Annotated in this window: 30 protein-coding genes; 16 read left to right on the top strand and 14 right to left on the bottom strand. The window is 27.5% G+C overall.

Features of this window, described 5'->3' with window-relative positions; translation table 11 throughout:
* Positions 1-47 precede the first annotated feature (47 nt).
* Together HA152_RS05570 and HA152_RS05565 are read left to right on the top strand one after the other, a co-directional pair.
* Positions 48-422: a hypothetical protein gene (locus HA152_RS05570; RefSeq protein ID WP_209134429.1), complete on the top strand. Its 375-nt coding sequence runs from the start codon at positions 48-50 to the stop codon at positions 420-422.
* A gap of 96 nt (positions 423-518) precedes the next feature.
* Positions 519-680 (top strand): hypothetical protein, encoded by a 162-nt coding sequence (locus HA152_RS05565; protein ID WP_011818555.1) that lies wholly within the window; start codon positions 519-521, stop codon positions 678-680.
* 17 nt (positions 681-697) lie between these two features.
* Here the strand turns inward: HA152_RS05565 and HA152_RS05560 are convergent, their stop codons facing one another.
* The 3 genes from HA152_RS05560 to HA152_RS05550 all read right to left on the bottom strand — a co-directional run bounded on the left by HA152_RS05560 (position 698) and on the right by HA152_RS05550 (position 2,181).
* Entirely contained in the window at positions 698-1,012 is a 315-nt protein-coding gene (locus tag HA152_RS05560; RefSeq protein WP_025923302.1) for a hypothetical protein, read from the bottom strand.
* A gap of 130 nt (positions 1,013-1,142) precedes the next feature.
* Positions 1,143-1,913, bottom strand: a complete 771-nt coding sequence (locus HA152_RS05555; protein WP_209134427.1) for a pilus assembly protein — start codon at positions 1,911-1,913, stop codon at positions 1,143-1,145.
* Positions 1,914-1,998: 85 nt separating this feature from the next.
* On the bottom strand, positions 1,999-2,181 hold the full coding sequence (locus HA152_RS05550) for a Nif11 family protein (protein ID WP_209110326.1): 183 nt from the start codon (positions 2,179-2,181) through the stop codon (positions 1,999-2,001).
* A gap of 237 nt (positions 2,182-2,418) precedes the next feature.
* On the opposite strand from HA152_RS05550, the gene HA152_RS05545 reads away from it, so the two are divergent.
* From HA152_RS05545 to HA152_RS05530, 5 genes are all read left to right on the top strand, one after another.
* Positions 2,419-2,598 carry a hypothetical protein gene (locus tag HA152_RS05545; RefSeq protein WP_025888492.1) on the top strand — a complete coding sequence of 60 codons (180 nt, stop codon included), beginning with the start codon at positions 2,419-2,421 and terminating at the stop codon, positions 2,596-2,598.
* Positions 2,599-2,683: 85 nt separating this feature from the next.
* On the top strand, positions 2,684-2,869 hold the full coding sequence (locus HA152_RS05540; protein ID WP_209134425.1) for a hypothetical protein: 186 nt from the start codon (positions 2,684-2,686) through the stop codon (positions 2,867-2,869).
* On the top strand, positions 2,870-3,172 hold the full coding sequence (locus tag HA152_RS05535; protein WP_209134423.1) for a hypothetical protein: 303 nt from the start codon (positions 2,870-2,872) through the stop codon (positions 3,170-3,172). It abuts the gene before it with no gap.
* An 85-nt stretch (positions 3,173-3,257) separates the two neighbouring features.
* A complete protein-coding gene (locus tag HA152_RS10055; protein ID WP_257469857.1) occupies positions 3,258-3,392 on the top strand; it encodes a hypothetical protein in 135 nt (44 codons plus the stop codon).
* Between the two features lie 85 nt (positions 3,393-3,477).
* Positions 3,478-3,657 (top strand): hypothetical protein, encoded by a 180-nt coding sequence (locus HA152_RS05530; RefSeq protein ID WP_011818547.1) that lies wholly within the window; start codon positions 3,478-3,480, stop codon positions 3,655-3,657.
* Positions 3,658-3,661: 4 nt separating this feature from the next.
* Here HA152_RS05530 and HA152_RS05525 read toward each other — a convergent pair whose 3' ends face one another.
* Both HA152_RS05525 and HA152_RS05520 read right to left on the bottom strand, forming a co-directional pair.
* Positions 3,662-3,841 (bottom strand): hypothetical protein, encoded by a 180-nt coding sequence (locus HA152_RS05525; protein ID WP_011863071.1) that lies wholly within the window; start codon positions 3,839-3,841, stop codon positions 3,662-3,664.
* 138 nt (positions 3,842-3,979) lie between these two features.
* Complete coding sequence (locus tag HA152_RS05520; RefSeq protein ID WP_011376579.1) at positions 3,980-4,264, bottom strand: DUF1330 domain-containing protein; 285 nt, start codon at positions 4,262-4,264, stop codon at positions 3,980-3,982.
* A gap of 79 nt (positions 4,265-4,343) precedes the next feature.
* Here HA152_RS05520 and HA152_RS05515 point away from each other — a divergent pair, with 79 nt between their 5' ends.
* A complete protein-coding gene (locus HA152_RS05515; protein ID WP_209134421.1) occupies positions 4,344-4,886 on the top strand; it encodes a PAP/fibrillin family protein in 543 nt (180 codons plus the stop codon).
* Between the two features lie 9 nt (positions 4,887-4,895).
* Here HA152_RS05515 and HA152_RS05510 read toward each other — a convergent pair whose 3' ends face one another.
* Positions 4,896-5,189 (bottom strand): virion host shutoff protein, encoded by a 294-nt coding sequence (locus HA152_RS05510; RefSeq protein ID WP_209134419.1) that lies wholly within the window; start codon positions 5,187-5,189, stop codon positions 4,896-4,898.
* Positions 5,190-5,563: 374 nt separating this feature from the next.
* Between HA152_RS05510 and HA152_RS05505 the strand changes: the two genes are divergently transcribed.
* On the top strand, positions 5,564-5,968 hold the full coding sequence (locus tag HA152_RS05505) for an MAPEG family protein (RefSeq protein WP_209134410.1): 405 nt from the start codon (positions 5,564-5,566) through the stop codon (positions 5,966-5,968).
* Between the two features lie 4 nt (positions 5,969-5,972).
* Here the strand turns inward: HA152_RS05505 and HA152_RS05500 are convergent, their stop codons facing one another.
* From HA152_RS05500 to HA152_RS05485, 4 genes are read right to left on the bottom strand one after another with little or no spacing between them, the layout of a single operon-like run.
* Complete coding sequence (locus HA152_RS05500) at positions 5,973-6,842, bottom strand: restriction endonuclease (RefSeq protein ID WP_209134408.1); 870 nt, start codon at positions 6,840-6,842, stop codon at positions 5,973-5,975.
* 20 nt (positions 6,843-6,862) lie between these two features.
* On the bottom strand, positions 6,863-7,114 hold the full coding sequence (locus tag HA152_RS05495) for a hypothetical protein (RefSeq protein WP_011818540.1): 252 nt from the start codon (positions 7,112-7,114) through the stop codon (positions 6,863-6,865).
* Between the two features lie 40 nt (positions 7,115-7,154).
* Positions 7,155-7,352 carry a hypothetical protein gene (locus tag HA152_RS05490; protein WP_011818539.1) on the bottom strand — a complete coding sequence of 66 codons (198 nt, stop codon included), beginning with the start codon at positions 7,350-7,352 and terminating at the stop codon, positions 7,155-7,157.
* Between the two features lie 42 nt (positions 7,353-7,394).
* Positions 7,395-7,814, bottom strand: coding sequence for an acyl-CoA thioesterase (locus tag HA152_RS05485; protein ID WP_011818538.1), 420 nt, complete (start codon positions 7,812-7,814; stop codon positions 7,395-7,397).
* A 445-nt stretch (positions 7,815-8,259) separates the two neighbouring features.
* Here HA152_RS05485 and HA152_RS05480 point away from each other — a divergent pair, with 445 nt between their 5' ends.
* Together HA152_RS05480 and HA152_RS05475 are read left to right on the top strand one after the other, a co-directional pair.
* Complete coding sequence (locus tag HA152_RS05480) at positions 8,260-8,496, top strand: hypothetical protein (RefSeq protein ID WP_079293314.1); 237 nt, start codon at positions 8,260-8,262, stop codon at positions 8,494-8,496.
* A 42-nt stretch (positions 8,497-8,538) separates the two neighbouring features.
* On the top strand, positions 8,539-8,703 hold the full coding sequence (locus tag HA152_RS05475) for a translation initiation factor IF-2 N-terminal domain-containing protein (RefSeq protein WP_209134406.1): 165 nt from the start codon (positions 8,539-8,541) through the stop codon (positions 8,701-8,703).
* A 7-nt stretch (positions 8,704-8,710) separates the two neighbouring features.
* On the opposite strand, the gene HA152_RS05470 is transcribed toward HA152_RS05475, so the two are convergent.
* Both HA152_RS05470 and dusB read right to left on the bottom strand, forming a co-directional pair.
* Positions 8,711-8,980, bottom strand: a complete 270-nt coding sequence (locus HA152_RS05470) for a DUF2470 domain-containing protein (RefSeq protein ID WP_209134404.1) — start codon at positions 8,978-8,980, stop codon at positions 8,711-8,713.
* 17 nt (positions 8,981-8,997) lie between these two features.
* Complete coding sequence (gene dusB / locus HA152_RS05465) at positions 8,998-10,005, bottom strand: tRNA dihydrouridine synthase DusB (protein WP_209134402.1); 1,008 nt, start codon at positions 10,003-10,005, stop codon at positions 8,998-9,000.
* 171 nt (positions 10,006-10,176) lie between these two features.
* Between dusB and HA152_RS05460 the strand changes: the two genes are divergently transcribed.
* Both HA152_RS05460 and HA152_RS05455 read left to right on the top strand, forming a co-directional pair.
* Positions 10,177-10,569 carry a hypothetical protein gene (locus tag HA152_RS05460; protein WP_209134400.1) on the top strand — a complete coding sequence of 131 codons (393 nt, stop codon included), beginning with the start codon at positions 10,177-10,179 and terminating at the stop codon, positions 10,567-10,569.
* 47 nt (positions 10,570-10,616) lie between these two features.
* Entirely contained in the window at positions 10,617-11,084 is a 468-nt protein-coding gene (locus HA152_RS05455; protein ID WP_209134398.1) for a hypothetical protein, read from the top strand.
* 135 nt (positions 11,085-11,219) lie between these two features.
* On the opposite strand, the gene HA152_RS05450 is transcribed toward HA152_RS05455, so the two are convergent.
* Positions 11,220-11,699 carry a glutathione peroxidase gene (locus HA152_RS05450; RefSeq protein WP_209134396.1) on the bottom strand — a complete coding sequence of 160 codons (480 nt, stop codon included), beginning with the start codon at positions 11,697-11,699 and terminating at the stop codon, positions 11,220-11,222.
* Positions 11,700-11,844: 145 nt separating this feature from the next.
* On the opposite strand from HA152_RS05450, the gene HA152_RS05445 reads away from it, so the two are divergent.
* From HA152_RS05445 to HA152_RS05435, 3 genes are all read left to right on the top strand, one after another.
* Entirely contained in the window at positions 11,845-12,087 is a 243-nt protein-coding gene (locus tag HA152_RS05445) for a lectin subunit alpha (RefSeq protein WP_209134394.1), read from the top strand.
* An 11-nt stretch (positions 12,088-12,098) separates the two neighbouring features.
* The gene (gene purT, locus HA152_RS05440) at positions 12,099-13,274 is read left to right on the top strand and encodes a formate-dependent phosphoribosylglycinamide formyltransferase (RefSeq protein WP_209134392.1); all 1,176 of its coding nucleotides are present in this window, start codon (positions 12,099-12,101) and stop codon (positions 13,272-13,274) included.
* Positions 13,275-13,367: 93 nt separating this feature from the next.
* A complete protein-coding gene (locus HA152_RS05435) occupies positions 13,368-13,568 on the top strand; it encodes a hypothetical protein (RefSeq protein WP_209134390.1) in 201 nt (66 codons plus the stop codon).
* A 14-nt stretch (positions 13,569-13,582) separates the two neighbouring features.
* Here the strand turns inward: HA152_RS05435 and HA152_RS05430 are convergent, their stop codons facing one another.
* On the bottom strand, positions 13,583-13,744 hold the full coding sequence (locus tag HA152_RS05430) for a photosystem II reaction centre N prot (RefSeq protein ID WP_209134388.1): 162 nt from the start codon (positions 13,742-13,744) through the stop codon (positions 13,583-13,585).
* Positions 13,745-13,988: the final 244 nt, after the last annotated feature.

Raw genomic sequence — 13,988 nt, 5'->3', positions numbered from 1 at the left:
GTGGGTTTTTTTTATGGTGTAATATACTCCTAGCATTTACTATTAATTTGGAAGATTCAAAATTTAATCCTGAGGAAAATAATTCAATCGAATCGTCCCCCAATTTGAATGAAGACAATAAAGATCTTAATGAGGGGAATAATAAAGAAGAAAATGTTAAGGCATTTACAGAATTTCTAGAGAAAGCAAGTAATCAAGATTCTTCAGAAGAAAAAGTAAAACTTGATCCTGAGCAACAAAAACTAAAAATTGACAAATCACTTTTTAAAAGATTTCTTAATAATGGATTTGATGGCATTTCAACTAATCCAAACTATAAAATGTTGGCATTATTAATAGTCCTTTTAATTAATTTGTCTCTATTTTTTGTAATTGGCAATATGGGTAAAGCGTTTTTAAGAAATGCAGGAATTATGGGTTAAAAGTTATTTATTTCTTTTTGGGTATTCATCTTTACAATTTTGATTCTTCAAATGAAACTGTGATATTTTCTTGTCAAATTAATATTTAAAAAAAATTTGGATAATAAAGAGCCAGAAAATCCAGTAGTTTATCTTTCTAATTTAGTCAAGAAATTAGATGTAAAAAACAGAAATGGTTTAGTAGCCTTAGCAATAGTAAACCTTTTAGTGATTCTTTTATTTAAATTTTATTTGAAAGGATCTGGATTATTATCTTGAATTAACTGCTGGTAGTATTATTCAGCATTCTCAAATTGTTTTGCTAATCTAAATGCCTTCTTAATTATTAGAAAGCCACCATATGCTCCTGCCAGTAAAGGTAATACTATTAAAGGGTTAGGGGAATAATTTGAATAATTTTTCACACCCTCAACATATTCATAACCTGAACATTTAAGAAAGATAAAGCTAAAAAATGTGATACTCCAACCAATGATTGATAAAAAACCACCTTTTTTATCACCTTCGTAGAATCTGTCTAGACCTAAGCCCCAACCTCCTATTAGGAATATTCCTCTAACTACAGAATTTTTTTCTTGATTTCTAAGCATAATAAAAAAATGTTCATTATGAACATAACCTATTTGTATTTAAGATGTGAGATGTTTTATTAATTAATCTTTAAAATAAATTTTTAATGATTTTTTCTATAAATTACAAAATTATTATTCAGTGTTTAAATTAATCATTAGAGATTGTATTTGAATTCAACAAGGAAATTGAAGGCCTTATATAAATAAAAATAGACCCATACATATCCTGCATAATTCTCATTTCATCGTCTAAGTATATAATTGAAACTTGGCAATTTGGCGATTCTTTATTCCAAGGTAACTTATTCCATACCTCTTTAACTGGATACCATCTATCCATAAGTAATTCACTAAATAATGGAATCTTATTAAGTCCATCAACTTTGGAAACTTTTGTCTTTTGTAAGTTCATATCAAGTAAATTATTTCTTAAAACTAAATCACTTGCTAGGGTTATTACTCTTCCACCAAAAGTAGGCAATAGTTTGAACCAACCTAGGATTGGAATAGTTGTAAGCCCAAATATTGTAGTGTCAAAAGTAGATATAAATTCTTTTTTTTCAAAATCAATCTTTTGAGCAATTCTCCCAATAGTTGATATGCCAAAGGATCCTACTTGCAATTGATGTAATTTAAAAAAGAGATTACTTTTAAATTCATCATTTAATGCCTTTTCAATAGCAAGGAAGAAAGGAGAACTTCGAAATAATTCAACATTAGAAAAAATCAATTCCCACTCTCCAGACATTAATTTTTCTGATATTTCAAAACTAAAGTCTTTAAGAGCATCAATCAATTCATCCATTTCATTAGCTTTTTCTTCATACATAGGAGAAATTAATTTATTTAATCTTTGCCCTCTATCTGTAACAGCAGCTATTTTATATATATTTGACTTTATCTCTCCAATTTCTTTCATAACTCCAATACAAGAAATACTAATTTATCTTAGGAATTTAATTTGATGTTGATGGCAATTTTAATAATGCTGGTAATAAAACCAATTAATATTCTCCCCACCTTTTACCAATATTAAAACCCCATTCAGTGGTTAATTTAATTACTTCATCATGATTCTTGCATTTTGAAAGGGATAACTTTTTACTAGGATTATTTTTTATTAGCTCAGCAATTTGATTAAGTTGCTCTATTTTTTTTAGAAAATTACTTAGATCTTTATCTGACATTTATCTAGGAAGTAAATTTTTGATCATAAGTAAATATGTAATAAAGAACCCAGGCAACACCAATAATAAGAATTGCAATCATTATATTTACTGACCAAACTACTTCTATCATGTAATTTTTTTATATATTTTTAATATATCCAAAATTTAAATTAAATTAACCGTTAATAATTTAAATCTAGAACAATACACTACTAATACTAGGTATATAGAATAGTCATAAATACTTCAAAAATTATGGGAGAAGCTAAGAGAAGGGAAGAGTTAGGCTTACCACCTAGAGAAAAGAAAAAGGAAAAACAAACATCGAAAAATCAACTAAACAAAATTTTAAATAAATATCCTTATTTACCTTTCATTTTAGGTTTTTCATTACTAGCAATATTAATTATCGATTTAGTTAATTACTATAAATAGATATATAAAAAGGGAATACTTTCAGCAGAAGAGAAGATTATCTTCGCAATTACGAAATTATTTTTCCATAATAAAAATAAAACTTATGAAACCTATTAACACCTCATGCGCCTTAATTTTAGGGGTACTAACTTTGTTTTCAATAACTAATGTAAATGCAGGTGGCTGCAGTTCTCATACTGAGACGAAGGCAGAAATTGAATGCTTGTCTGATGATAAAAAATGTATAGATGCGAAAGAAAAAGAATCACTATACAAAGTTGAGGCCTAAATGTTTGATAATCTTGGAACTGCTCTAGTACAGGCATTAGGCTTCTTTGCTGTTTTTGGTTTTTTTATATATCAAACTTTATTTGCAGATAGCAAACCCAAAAATTCAAAATCAAAGCCTAAGAAAACAAAGATTTCCGACAAAAAAGAATCAATTAAAAAAGAACCTAAAAAAGGCTTATTTAACAGAAAACCTAAACCTGTTGAAGAGAATTTAACAGTCCAAAAAAAGGGATTATTTGGGAGAAAAAAAGAAGTTATTAAAGAAGATATTAAACCAAAGAAAAAAGGATGGTTTAAATAGGTAAAGGTACTTAAACTCTTTTTTGATATCTTTTATACAAAAACTTTTTTTAGTAACTTTATAATTTATAAAGATAATATTCAAAATGAACCATAGAGAAATCACAAAAAAATATAGCGAATTACTTAACAAGGCTGAGTTTGCTACTGGCCGTAAGGAAGTTGTAGGTCTTTTAAAAAAAGCTGCCAAATTGAAATCTCAGATTGAAATCAATTATTAGATTTTAAAATTAGTTTAATTCTAAATGTAAAAAATTTTTTTAAATAAGTTTTTACATGAGATAATCTGCATAGATTATTTTTCTTATGAATAAAAAAGGTTATACAACCGAAAGCGGTGGTAGACAAAATGGTTTTGCAATTGAACCAGAAATTAACCCCATATCAGAAGGAGAATCAAAGAAATCCATTTTTTTATTTATTGGAATATTACTACCTTTTCTAATAGGCGGTTTTTATTATTTAAGGACTCTGAATATATTCTGATATTTTATAAGCCATTTTTAGCAATATATTCTTCTGAGCTAACTATATCTTGCATTAAGCTCTCTGATGAAGGATTAAATCCATTTTGCTCTAAAAATGATTTAACCTTTTCGAATTTTTGCTGAATTTTCTTTGTATATGGAGTTGTCATCAAATAATCATCTTTTTCTGTTGAATAGTTCATTTGATTAACGGATTACTTTTACAATTAAATTTTGCAAAATATGCTATTGCTAGTGAAGTTATAAATATTACATAAATAATTTAATAGTAATAAATACTTATAAGTTGCTTGTGTGAGGTCGATATTGGTTGATTTTTTTTAAAGAGTACTTATAGTAACTAGTTCCATTAAATCTCTGGACTGCAGATATTTTTGAAATACTTCAGAATAAAATGCTTTTTTAGCAGCAAATTTTGATTCGAATTCAATTACTAATCCAAGCTGCCCTCCATCCCATTCATTTGAGGTTGATTCTTGTATTAAATCTCTTTTTACTATTACTCCTCCCACAGATTTAATCCAAGGCAATACTGTCCTTATATATTCCAGAAATAAATCAGCATTTGGAATTGAAATTTTCTTTAGCCAATAACTCTTTGTCATCAAATCAACATATTCTGGGTAGAATATAGCACATGGAGGTAAGTATTTATCCTTAGCTATATACTCCAGCGTTTATTAAATGGAAACCGAAAATGATTTATTAAATTTACTTCTTAAATCTCCAAATTCAGAGAGTATACGTACTATTGCCGAACAACTTGAAATTGATCATAATTTTTCCTTTACCAAAGATAGAAATGATTTGCAGGGTGTTTGGGAGCTTAGGTGGAGCAGTTCTAATAGCCCTTTTTTAAAATATTCTCCTTTAATTGATAACCTTCAAATTCTTGATCCCTTAAATTTAAATGGTCTTAATTTACTTAAACCTAGAGGAATAAAATCAATTATTGGTACTGGCATTTTGTTAAGACTTAATTACATAAATGAAAATAAAATTGGGGTCAAATTTACACATGCTGGTGTTATTGGTCCTAAATTTGGAAGAAAAAATATAAAGGCTATGAAAGAAATAAATAATGAACAATTAGGGTGGTTAGAGATAACTTATTTAAGCAATAAGCTTAGAATCTGTAGAGGTGATAAAGGAACTTTATTTGTTTTAAGAAAAATAAATTCACCGACTTTATTCAAGAATTTCAAGGAATTTATTAAAATCTATTAAAAATAGAAATTAATTCTTTATCCAAATAGACTTTAATACGAAATAAATTGGTAAATATTTAAATGATTCTTTAGGTATTTCATAACTTAAGAATTTTAGTGCTTCTTCTAACCAGTAACCAATATCAAATCCTAAAAGAATTTTTTCTACAACAAACCAAAATTCTTTATCAAATATAAGTCTGAAGTTTAAATAAACATATTCCCAATGAAAGGTATTCCAATATTGGGTTAAAAATGAGGATAAAATAAGCCATAGTGATATAAATAGAAAACTTTTAAGAAATTTATAAAATTTTTTCATATACCAGTAACTGTCTTATTTAATTTCAAATATTCCTTATTATTATTTGGATCAAATTTTATTTCCATTAAATATATTCAAAAAGATATAAAAATATTGTGAAAATAGTAAATTTTCGTGGCATTAATAATCTATTCTTCATTTTTTAGATTCTGTGCCTTTAGATTTTTATTCTTAAGAAAAAATCCTAAAAACAGAAAAGCAGAATATATTAGTAAGCTTATGCCAAAAATTAAAACTATCTTTGAAATATCCATAAATGATTTTTTTTATAAATTACAGCATTTTTTGCAAAGTTTTATCTATGGTAATGATTTTTCATTTATCACGATAACGAGCTTCAATTATTAAGCTAATAATATTATTTAAATCATATGCAAGTAGCTTTTGCCTGGAGCCTTTGTCTATCAGTTGGTGTTGTTTTATTATCAATTATTCCATTAACTATAGGGAGAGTTAAAGCGGGATATTCTGTTGAAAATATGTCTGCTCCAAGGGCTTTATTCGATGAATTACCTTCTTTTGGAAAAAGAGCAGTTTGGTGTCATCAAAATTGTTGGGAAAGTATTTCCCTACATGCACCCGCATGTCTTCTTTGTTTGATTAGTTTAACTGACTCTAATATTGCAATAATTGCAGCATTGATTCATCCTATTTTTCGTTTTTTATATATTGGTGCATATATATTTAATATCGCCACAGCTAGAGGTTTAATGTGGGCCTCAGGAATTTTTACAACACTTTTGCTTTATAAAGAGGGCTTAACTCAATTGATATAAACTTTTAAACAATAAACTTTTCTAAAACTTTTAATTGATATTCATTGATTAGTTCCACTTTATTTGATTTTGCTAGTTGATGAGCAGACTTTGTAAAGCCAGATTTTGAGACTATTATTGCATGTGTACCTTTCCAAAATAATTTACCAGCTGAAATTTCCTGAACTGCTTTATTTCCAATTGCTTTTTCATGATCTTTGCATTGTATACATATTCTCAAATCATTTATTGACGCAATTAAGTCAACCCCTTGATCTCCTGTAATAGGGGTCTCTTTTACTTCCCAGCCATTTTGTTTGAGAATTTCCATACAATGATTTTCAAATCTAATACCTTTTTTGTAGTTTCCCTTTTTTTTACTTGAGTAGCTTTTTTCTATTAGGTTTAAGCATGATTTCTCAATTTGACTTGCTATGAAAACAAACCAATCTTCAGTCTCGAGCTTTCTAATAGATCCAATTATCTCATCATCAATAGTAGGATTTTCATTACAATAGGATCTCCACTTTTCGAAAAATAATTCCGTACTTCCAAATTCTTTTAAAATTACTTTTTCATAGAAGTATGGTATACCCTCTTTAAATCGCTTAGATCCATTAAATATATTTTTCTCAATGGCTTTTTCATCAAGAGGTGGATTGCCAATCCATTTTTTATAATCCTCGTTACCGTAAGCATCTATCTCCCTTAATCTGATCCTCTCCTCTAACAAATTGTATTTGTTCTCGTCAATTAATTTATTAATTGTTTGAATAAAGAAATTGGAATTTAAGGCATTATTTAATTTTAACTTTTTCTTCTTAATTTGATAATCTCTTACAATTATAAAAATTAAAAAAATGATAAAAATAATTAAAATAAAAAAAATTTTCATTAAAGATTTTTATTTTCTATCTAAAAAGTTTTTGTTTTTCTAATAACAAAATTATTTTTTGTTATTACTGAAGATTCATTTACTTCAAACCCATTAATTGCTGATATTTCTCCTTTTATGCCTTCTAATGTTAATTGCTCGATAATGCCTTTTATTACTTCATCCTCGACCAATTTTCTATCAATTCTTTCGGGTGTAATATCTGTAAGCCATTTTGAGGTCTTTTTTTTTACAACCTCTGTAGGGTTAGTTATTTTTAAGTAGATAGCCATTTTTTTAGTCATTCAGTTGAATTATAAGCATTAAATCTTCTTAACTTTTATTATTGTCATTACTTTCCCACTCAAGAAATTGAAAAACAAAAATTGCAAAGATAGAGAAAAATACTATAAACAACCCTAACCATCCTATAAATTTGTGCTCTGTAAAAAGATTAGTGAGCATTGATTTTTCTTGATATCTTGATTCCATTTCATATTGATAAGAATCAATAACTTGAAATATATTCATAATTAATAATCTAATAAATCATTCAATTGGCGGATAATAGTTTCAACCGTTTAACTTACTAAAGGCTTCCGATAGGAAATCTGGTCTTTTTCTTATTATAGAAAAATTCAGTTTATTTATTAAGACTAAATTGACTTCAGCAATCGTTAAGATTTCATTTTTCTTGTTATGAAATTTTGAAATTACATTAATCCTAGGACTTTTATCAATATTGAATTCGCTCTCGATTGTTATTTTTTCACCAAGAAATAAAGGAGATTTATATTTTATAGAAGTATTGATTAAAGGTAAATCTAAGCCATTTTTAGTTAGTTCGAAATAACTTATACCTACTTCTGAAAGTGCATTTATTCGGCTTTCTTCAAGCCAATTAAAATATTTACCGTGCCACATAACTCCTGCATGATCTGCATCTTGAGGTAAAACAATTTTTTCTATTTTCCAAACTGGTTTTGAGTTCATCTTTTATTTAAAAAATATTTTTATTCAATGAAAAAAAACTTATTTTGATATTGTAGATTAATTTTGTTTATTAACATAAGAATCATCAAGACTATATTTATAAAGTTATGTTTAATCGTAAAAATAGAAGTAGAAAAATGAAGAAGATTTTTCAATGGGAAGAATATTTAAATTGGAAAAATATGTCAAAGGAACAGAAATTGAATTTTAAGAGGGCGTGCTTGTTCCCATTTCTCGTTTATATAGTTTATGTTTTTCTTAATCAGTACGCCTTGGCAATTCTTTTGTTACTAGGTCTTTATTTTTTAATTAGATTTAAAAATAGAAATAAATTGGGAAGATGAATATTTTTTTATTTTGATTTATTTAGATTTGTTTTAAAATTATCTAGTTTTTCTAAATAACTTTATTGGCGTATGACAATAGTATTAGATAAATTTTTTTTATGAAAAAAATTGTTTTGTTTTTATGTGTATTAGTTTTTTCAATATTTTCTAATACGAATAATTTATTAGCAAAAGAAATTGAAAATAACATTAAAGATAATATTTCAAATGAAATTGAAGAAATTAAGCCTGATAATAAAAAAACTAATATTTCTAATTCTTCAGTAGAAGATATATTTGGTGATGAACAAACTTTTCCATTCGTTGCAGGTTTAGGGAAAAATGCAGCCCACTGATTTTAAGGTTATTGATAATGTAGAAAAGATTTTTTAATAATAATGAAAGGTCTTAGGGTCCTAGAACTTTCTGAAGCACTTACTGTTGATAGCGCTGATTTATTAGCTGTTTGTGCAATTTTAAAAATAAAAGCCACATCTAGATTAAGCTTGCTTTCATTTGAAGAATGTAAAAAGATAACTGATTACTATGAAAATAAAAATTAGAATTTTTTTATAAATTATTTTCTTCTTTAATGTCTTTAATCATTGATACTAAAGTTGAATGAATTTCTTCTTCAGATATTTCATTTTTAAAATTGATAATTGCTGATTGGCCATCGTAATTGATTTTTATATAACTATTATTAATTTCTTCCATATAGGCATTCTCAAATGTTGATATCTTCCCATAATGGGTAAGATATTTGTGCACTGAATCTATGTGATCATTGTTCATGTGATCACAAACTCTTTTACTTGTTTCTTTACTAATAATTTTCATTTATAAAATAATTTTTTTTAAGCTAATCTATTTTTTTCATTATTCAGAGTTTTAATCATTTTAATTATTAAATTTTTAACTTCATTTTTATCAACAGCTCTAACCAAGTTATTTCTCAAATTTGATGCTCCTTTAAAGTCTTTGCATGTCCATGAGATATGTTTTCTCGCTATAAGCAATCCGTGATCTCCTTTTTCTTTTATTAATTCATCAAGATGCTCAATAATTAAATATAGTTTTTCTTCTGTGTTTGGTTCTTTAAAATTTTTATTTTCTCTAAGAGCATAATCTATTTCTCCAATTTTCCATGGGGATCCTAAAATTCCTCTTCCAATCATTACACCATCAGCATTTGTTTTTTTTAAACAATTAAGAGCGTCATCTGGATTTTTGATATCTCCATTAGCAATTACTGGAATTTCCAACGACTTTTTAAGTCTCCCGATCATTTCCCAATCTGACTTGCCTGAATACCCCTGTTTTCTAGTTCTTCCATGAAGTGTGATCATCGTTGCTCCCGCATCTTGAAGTTTAAATAAGAAATCCTCTATATTTTCTTCTTTACTATCCCATCCGAGTCGTGTTTTTACTGTTACTGGAACCCTAACAGCTTTTACAACATTTTTGACTAATTCTATAGCAAGTTTTCGGTCTTTAATTAAAGCACTGCCTCCACCTTTCTTTGCAATTTTTTTTACTGGACATCCCATATTTATATCAATTAAGAAAGCTCCAGAGTCCTCAGCTTGTTTCGCAGCTTCAGAAACAGCATATGGCCTATTATCAAATATTTGTACTCCAATTGGACCTTCTTCTAAATCTATTTGATTGATTTTTTGTATGCCATATCCTTTTTTAAGACTTGTGGCATTTATCATTTCTGTAAAAAGTAAAGAGTTTGGGGCCCATTTACGTACAAGTCGTCTAAAAATATTATCTGTAACACCTGCTAATGGCGATAGCATGACCTTACTCGTAATTATCCTGTTAACTCCCCTTCCTTTTAGACTTATATTTGAAGACATATAATTTCAAATTTATTTAATCTTTCTTTATTATAAATTCAGATATGGAGCTGATTTTATTTTTTCTATTTATTTCTTAATTTATAATAAGTGCTTTTTCTTAAATAGGCCTAATTGATTACTTTTTTTGCTAGTTTATGTTGAGTTGAAATTTAAAAAGGAAATTTTTTCTTGTTTATATTAGTATCTATTTTTCTTCCAATAATTATTTTTATTGCACCAATAAATGTAAATGCTATGCAAGGTAATTTAGATTTATCAACTGCTCAAACTTCTGTAGGCAAAAGATTTGCTAAAGTTTTTTGTGATGCTAAGAGGGAAGGTTTAGATTCTGATTTTGCTAGTGAATATGCTTTGAATAATACATATTTGAAATTTGTAGCATTTCCAGATGATGACGAATATTTGGCTGATTTATGGAATTTCACCCATAATAATATATTAGATAATTGTGGTGAATTTGTAGATATAAATGATCTTAAAGACCTAGAGATTTTTTTTAAAGAAGAAGGTTTAATTGCATCAAATAGGGAACTCTATTTACCAACTTTTGAGAATAATTAGATTAAATTTTTAGCATGTACTAAAATATAAATAGAATATGAAATTTTATGAAACTATTAGGTTTAAATTCACCTGAAATATTCATAATATTAGTAATTTTGCTTTCAATTTTAGGTCCAAAAAGAATTGAAAAAGGTTTCTTATTATTCAAAAAACTATTAAAGTTCCTCTTAAGTAAAGATGAAGATCAAAGCTCAGTAAATTCAAAAGTAAAATCAGAGGAACCAGAAGAAAGTGAAGTTAAAGCAGAGACAGTAGAGCCAGATGTAAAATCAGAGGAACCAGAAGAAAGTGAAGTTAAAGCAGAGACAGTAGAGCCAGATGTAAAATCAGAGGAACCAGAAGAAAGTGAAGTTAAAGCAGAGACAGTAGAGCCAGAGATAAAATCAGAGGAACCAGAAGAAAGTGAAGTTAAAGCAGAGACAGTAGAGCCAGAGATAAAATCAATTAAACCTAAAAAAAGAACTGTTAAAGATGAAATAATAGAAGTAGAAGTTGATTCTGATAATAAATAAGATTTAAATTAGATAAAAGAAAACCAGAGAAGGTTGAATCCTAAAAAAGAAAATTTTAAAATAATTTGCTTATTTTTTAATTAAATATAAAAAGTCTTTATTTTTAATATATTAATTTGAATTAAAAGAAGGTTTTTATGAATCTAAAGCTACTTCTATAGCGGCTATTAAGTTTTCGTCAAAAGGTTTAACACCTGGCTTGAATCTTGCAATTACTTTACTATCTTTCCCTATCAGAAACTTCTCGAAATTCCATTCAACATCTCCTTCAGGTTCAACTTTGTTGAGGGTTGTGTATGGTTCTGTGGTGTTGCCTTTGGCATGAACTTTTTCATAGATTTCAAACTTAACTCCATATTTTGTTGTGCAAAAATCTTTTATTTCAGAAAGAGAGTCGGGTTCTTGTTTCCCAAAATCATTACAAGGGAATGCTAGTATTCGCAGGCCTTTGCTTGAATATAAATCATGTAGCTTTTGAAGATCCTCATACTGAGCAGTATTACCGCAATAACTAGCTACATTAATAACTAAAATGACTTCCCCTGAATATTCACCTAGTTTTATGGATGATCCGTCTGCGGAAAGAACAGTAGTATTTTGTACGTCAACTTGCATGTCTTAAAAAAATCACCCTTTGAAGATAGCATTGTATAGACTTTATTGTGTTTAATTTATCTAGTAGTTTTGGTAATTTCTTTTATAAGTTTTAATTTTTCATCTATTAAACCATTTATAATTAATATTATTAATCAGTTTAAATTTGGACCCTTTAGACCCACTTACTGAAATTATATATTCTGGTCAAGGTTTTTCGCCTGCAATTGCTTTAGAAAGAATTATTTGGGCAATGATTGGAATCTTTTTTTTAGGAGCAATTTCAAGATCAATAACTAATAGCATTCGAAGTCAAAATTGGTTTGGTAGAAATTTTTTATTTAGTTATTCTAAAGATAAAAAAATTACAGATGATACATCTTCCCAACCTTCTTGTGATGAGGAATAAGTTTTATATATATGAAAGAATCAATTTTTTCTAAAAAGAGAATTTTATTACTTGGTAGTGGCGAGCTTGGAAAAGAATTAGTAATAGAATCCAAAAGATTAGGATTAGAAGTTATCGCAATTGATCGATATGAAAATGCTCCTGCAATGCAAGTTGCTGATTATTCAAGAGTAATTGATATGGGAGATAAAAATATTTTAAAAAATGTTATAAAAGAATTTAAGCCTGATTATGTTGTCCCAGAAATAGAGGCACTTTCAATTGAAGCCCTAAAAGAACTCGAGGATGAAGGATTCAATATTGTTCCCAACGCTAGAACTGTAGAAATTACAATGAATAGAGAGAAAATTAGAGACTTAGCTTCTAAAGATTTAAAAATTAAAACCGCAAAGTTTGATTATATTTTTGAATTTGATGATTTAGAAAAAAAAGCAGATGAAATCGGATTGCCACTTTTACTTAAGCCTTTAATGAGCTCTTCAGGAAAAGGGCAGAGTTTGGTTGAAACAAAAAATGATTTACAAAATGCTTGGAAACAGGCACAAGCAAATTCAAGAGGAAAGGTTAAAGGTGTAATTATTGAAGAATTTATTAATTTTGATTTTGAGTTTACTCTTTTATCTGTAAGAAAAGAAAATGGTGAAAATATTTTTTGTTTACCAATTGGACATCTTCAATCTAATGGAGACTATCAATGTAGTTGGCAACCTTTAGAGATCAAGGAATCCTTAATTATTGAAGCTAAGAGAATGACAAGTAGAATATTAAATAACCTTAATGGAGCTGGATTATACGGAGTAGAATTTTTTATAAAAGGAAGTGAGGTTATATTTTCAGAATTATCTCCAAGACCACACGACACTGGTATGGTTACATTAGTTAGTCAAAATATTAATGAATTTGAATTACATTTAAGGGCTTTTTTAAATTTACCAATACCCCGTATAGATCTAATAGAGCCCTCTGCAACCAGAGTTATACTCTCTAACCAAGACTATCCTAATCCTATTTATGAGGGTCTTAATGAAGCATTAGAATTTGAAAAAACTAAAGTACTCATATTTGGCAAACCAGTTTCCAGAAAAGGCAGAAGAATGGGTGTTGTTCTCTCATCAAATTCTGACATTAATTTGGCTAAAAAAAATGCAGATGAAGCTGCTCTTAAAATAAAAGTCAGTACTACATAAATATTAAATAAAAATAACGAAAAAAATACTTATTTCCTTTGTTTTTGTTAGGTGTCTTTCTAAGTATTATTTTAGTATGTTCTCTTTTTCTCAATGATAGAAAATTATAAAGGTTGGGATATAACTTTAAATTGGGATAATAAATATTATCTCGAGAGGGATAATACTAAAAATAATTTTTTTAATCAAAAGGAAAAATGGATTGGGGTTCACTTAAATGGTGAAAAAATCTATGGTTCTTCTCTGAAAGAAATTAGGCATATTATTGATTATCCTAGCTTGCATGCAAAGTAGGTTAAATGATTTTTTTAATTATCTTGAGTATTCTCATTATCTTCAATTAGTTCATTAGCAAGTTTTCTTAAATCTCCCTTAATCGAGACCCATGTAAAGGCAATTATAAAAATTGAAGCAGATATTGCAACAGTGATTTTTTCGACAGGGGACATTCCAAGGGCAATAGCAAACATTTCAAACCAAATACTAATTTTTTATTATATTGAATTTTTTTGAATAGTTAGAAACAATTTTTTTTTTGCAATGATATTTAATTAATCAAAATATAATAAATAAAATTTAAATTACTTATTTTATGAATTGTTTCTGATTTCAATTTTATTCAGTAAGATTAATTTATGGAAAAAAAAAAGTGCCCCCAATGTAAAAATTTAATTTTAAAAACTTCTCCAACATGTTTATATTGTGGTAGACCTA

It is taken from the genome of Prochlorococcus marinus XMU1412, from assembly GCF_017696315.1.
Taxonomy (GTDB): domain Bacteria; phylum Cyanobacteriota; class Cyanobacteriia; order PCC-6307; family Cyanobiaceae; genus Prochlorococcus_A; species Prochlorococcus_A marinus_AF.
The sequence above is the reverse complement of the archived record's forward strand: the minus strand, read 5'-3'. Positions and strand labels throughout refer to the sequence as shown.

What these genes read in the sequence shown, in the direction of transcription:
- HA152_RS05505 (WP_209134410.1), top strand. Translation starts at nt 5,564, where the DNA reads ATGCAAGTAGCTTTTGCCTGGAGCCTTTGTCTATCAGTTGGTGTTGTT.
- HA152_RS05525 (WP_011863071.1), bottom strand. Translation starts at nt 3,841, where the DNA reads ATGAACTATTCAACAGAAAAAGATGATTATTTGATGACAACTCCATAT.
- HA152_RS05495 (WP_011818540.1), bottom strand. Translation starts at nt 7,114, where the DNA reads ATGGCTATCTACTTAAAAATAACTAACCCTACAGAGGTTGTAAAAAAA.
- HA152_RS05500 (WP_209134408.1), bottom strand. Translation starts at nt 6,842, where the DNA reads ATGAAAATTTTTTTTATTTTAATTATTTTTATCATTTTTTTAATTTTT.
- HA152_RS05490 (WP_011818539.1), bottom strand. Translation starts at nt 7,352, where the DNA reads ATGAATATATTTCAAGTTATTGATTCTTATCAATATGAAATGGAATCA.
- HA152_RS05515 (WP_209134421.1), top strand. Translation starts at nt 4,344, where the DNA reads ATGGAAACCGAAAATGATTTATTAAATTTACTTCTTAAATCTCCAAAT.
- HA152_RS05545 (WP_025888492.1), top strand. Translation starts at nt 2,419, where the DNA reads ATGGGAGAAGCTAAGAGAAGGGAAGAGTTAGGCTTACCACCTAGAGAA.
- HA152_RS05455 (WP_209134398.1), top strand. Translation starts at nt 10,617, where the DNA reads ATGAAACTATTAGGTTTAAATTCACCTGAAATATTCATAATATTAGTA.
- HA152_RS05480 (WP_079293314.1), top strand. Translation starts at nt 8,260, where the DNA reads ATGAAAAAAATTGTTTTGTTTTTATGTGTATTAGTTTTTTCAATATTT.
- HA152_RS05540 (WP_209134425.1), top strand. Translation starts at nt 2,684, where the DNA reads ATGAAACCTATTAACACCTCATGCGCCTTAATTTTAGGGGTACTAACT.
- HA152_RS10055 (WP_257469857.1), top strand. Translation starts at nt 3,258, where the DNA reads ATGAACCATAGAGAAATCACAAAAAAATATAGCGAATTACTTAACAAG.
- HA152_RS05430 (WP_209134388.1), bottom strand. Translation starts at nt 13,744, where the DNA reads ATGTTTGCTATTGCCCTTGGAATGTCCCCTGTCGAAAAAATCACTGTT.
- HA152_RS05435 (WP_209134390.1), top strand. Translation starts at nt 13,368, where the DNA reads ATGATAGAAAATTATAAAGGTTGGGATATAACTTTAAATTGGGATAAT.
- HA152_RS05535 (WP_209134423.1), top strand. Translation starts at nt 2,870, where the DNA reads ATGTTTGATAATCTTGGAACTGCTCTAGTACAGGCATTAGGCTTCTTT.
- HA152_RS05530 (WP_011818547.1), top strand. Translation starts at nt 3,478, where the DNA reads ATGAATAAAAAAGGTTATACAACCGAAAGCGGTGGTAGACAAAATGGT.
- HA152_RS05555 (WP_209134427.1), bottom strand. Translation starts at nt 1,913, where the DNA reads ATGAAAGAAATTGGAGAGATAAAGTCAAATATATATAAAATAGCTGCT.
- purT (WP_209134392.1), top strand. Translation starts at nt 12,099, where the DNA reads ATGAAAGAATCAATTTTTTCTAAAAAGAGAATTTTATTACTTGGTAGT.
- HA152_RS05450 (WP_209134396.1), bottom strand. Translation starts at nt 11,699, where the DNA reads ATGCAAGTTGACGTACAAAATACTACTGTTCTTTCCGCAGACGGATCA.
- HA152_RS05520 (WP_011376579.1), bottom strand. Translation starts at nt 4,264, where the DNA reads ATGACAAAGAGTTATTGGCTAAAGAAAATTTCAATTCCAAATGCTGAT.
- HA152_RS05560 (WP_025923302.1), bottom strand. Translation starts at nt 1,012, where the DNA reads ATGCTTAGAAATCAAGAAAAAAATTCTGTAGTTAGAGGAATATTCCTA.
- HA152_RS05475 (WP_209134406.1), top strand. Translation starts at nt 8,539, where the DNA reads ATGAAAGGTCTTAGGGTCCTAGAACTTTCTGAAGCACTTACTGTTGAT.
- HA152_RS05550 (WP_209110326.1), bottom strand. Translation starts at nt 2,181, where the DNA reads ATGTCAGATAAAGATCTAAGTAATTTTCTAAAAAAAATAGAGCAACTT.
- HA152_RS05470 (WP_209134404.1), bottom strand. Translation starts at nt 8,980, where the DNA reads ATGAAAATTATTAGTAAAGAAACAAGTAAAAGAGTTTGTGATCACATG.
- dusB (WP_209134402.1), bottom strand. Translation starts at nt 10,005, where the DNA reads ATGTCTTCAAATATAAGTCTAAAAGGAAGGGGAGTTAACAGGATAATT.
- HA152_RS05485 (WP_011818538.1), bottom strand. Translation starts at nt 7,814, where the DNA reads ATGAACTCAAAACCAGTTTGGAAAATAGAAAAAATTGTTTTACCTCAA.
- HA152_RS05510 (WP_209134419.1), bottom strand. Translation starts at nt 5,189, where the DNA reads ATGAAAAAATTTTATAAATTTCTTAAAAGTTTTCTATTTATATCACTA.